Consider the following 1,642-nt stretch of genomic DNA (forward strand, 5'->3'; position numbering starts at 1 on the left):
CGGGGTTTAAGGGGCGGAGCCCCTTCGTCTTCTCCGATGGCGGCAGCACAGAAACGGAGATAACCATGGCTAAAAATTCACATTTAACCCTCAGTGACCGGATCGCCATTGAGATTGGTCTCAGAGAGCGGAAAAGCTTTTCCGCCATTGCGGAAGAATTAGGGAAAGACCCTACAACCATTTCCAAAGAAGTCCGCACCCACATCAAGCTCAAACAAGCCGGAGGATACAATCCGTGCGTTATCCGCAAGGATTGCAGGCACTACGGCGATTTGTGCCACCCCTGCAAGTTCACCTACGGAAAGCCTTGTCATTCTTGCTATCGGGCCAAGTGCTTTGAGACATGCCCGGACTTTCTGCAGTCTCAATGTTCCAAACTAAGCAAACCGCCTTATGTTTGCAACGGGTGCCAACAGCGCCAGAGCTGCAAATTGGAGCGTCATCTATACGAAGCAAAATCCGCTCAGAGAGAATATGAAGTGACCCGCAGCGAGTCCCGACAAGGTTTTGCCGTAACACCGGCAGAGCTGGATCGGATCGACCGGATCATCTCCCCACTTATTAAGCAAGGGCAATCCATTCACCAAATCTGCGTGAATAATGCAGATGAAATCATGCTGGACGAAAGAACCATCTACAACTATGTGGACGCCGGGCTTCTGTCTGTGGGAAACATTGATTTGCCCAGGAAAGTACGCTACAAAGTGCGCAAGAAGAAACCATCTGTACGGGTAGACAAGCAGTGTCATCTGGGTAGAACCTACGAGGATTTCCTTGAATACACCGCAGCAAATCCAGATACTCCTGTTGTGGAGATTGACTCTGTAGAGGGACGCAAAGGCGGCAAGGTGCTGCTGACGGTATTCTTCCGCAACTCGAATCTCATGTTGGCATTCTTGAGAGACCGAAACACTGCAAGGTCTGTCACGGAGGTTTTTGAATGGCTGTATAGCATTCTTGGACACGAACAGTATTGCCGTTTGTTCCCAATTATCCTGACAGACAGAGGCAGTGAATTTACTGACCCCGTATCCATTGAGTGTACCAAATTCGGAGAAATACGGAGCAGGGTTTTCTACTGCGATCCACAGCGCTCTGACCAGAAGGGCGGCTGTGAAGTAACCCATGAGTTCATTCGCCGTGTCCTTCCCAAGGGTACATCCTTTGACCACTTACAGCAAAGCGACATTCTGCGTATGATGAGCCACATTAACTCCTATACGAGAAAGAAGCTGAACAACCAGTCCGCACACCGATTGTTCAGCTTCTTGTACGGTGAAACCATTCTGCCGTCCCTCGGCATTCAGGAGATCCCCGCAAACGATATTAACCTGACACCCCGTCTACTCAAGAAGTAAAAACCAGGCTGCCGCCATTCGGAATATATCCGCATCCAGGGGTGGAAGTTATCTTTGCAAATTTTGCAAAAACGCTTCGACCTCCGCTTGGCATGCCCATTTATATGATGGGTGTCCGGCTCGTATATATGCTAACACGCCGGTTAAAAATATTCAATTCCCTTTGTAAGAGTAACTTCCGGTTTGACCAATGTTTGTAAAACTTACTTCCGGCCTTGCGGGGAGGACCGTGTTTTTACGGAATTTAGTCTTGCAAGAACTTTGGAGAACTGGAAGTAAGTCAT

1 protein-coding gene is annotated in these 1,642 nt (G+C 48.8%); it reads left to right on the forward strand.

Features of this window, described 5'->3' with window-relative positions; genetic code table 11:
- The first annotated feature begins 65 nt into the window (after positions 1 to 65).
- The gene (locus G340_RS0116180; RefSeq protein ID WP_027104050.1) at positions 66 to 1,358 is read left to right on the forward strand and encodes an IS30 family transposase; all 1,293 of its coding nucleotides are present in this window, start codon (positions 66 to 68) and stop codon (positions 1,356 to 1,358) included.
- The last annotated feature ends 284 nt before the right edge of the window (positions 1,359 to 1,642 follow it).

This window comes from Faecalispora sporosphaeroides DSM 1294 (assembly GCA_000383295.1).
Taxonomy (GTDB): Bacteria; Bacillota; Clostridia; order Oscillospirales; family Acutalibacteraceae; genus Faecalispora; species Faecalispora sporosphaeroides.

Excerpts from the sequence above, each read along its gene's own strand:
- G340_RS0116180 (WP_027104050.1), top strand. The coding sequence starts at position 66 with ATGGCTAAAAATTCACATTTAACCCTCAGTGACCGGATCGCCATTGAG.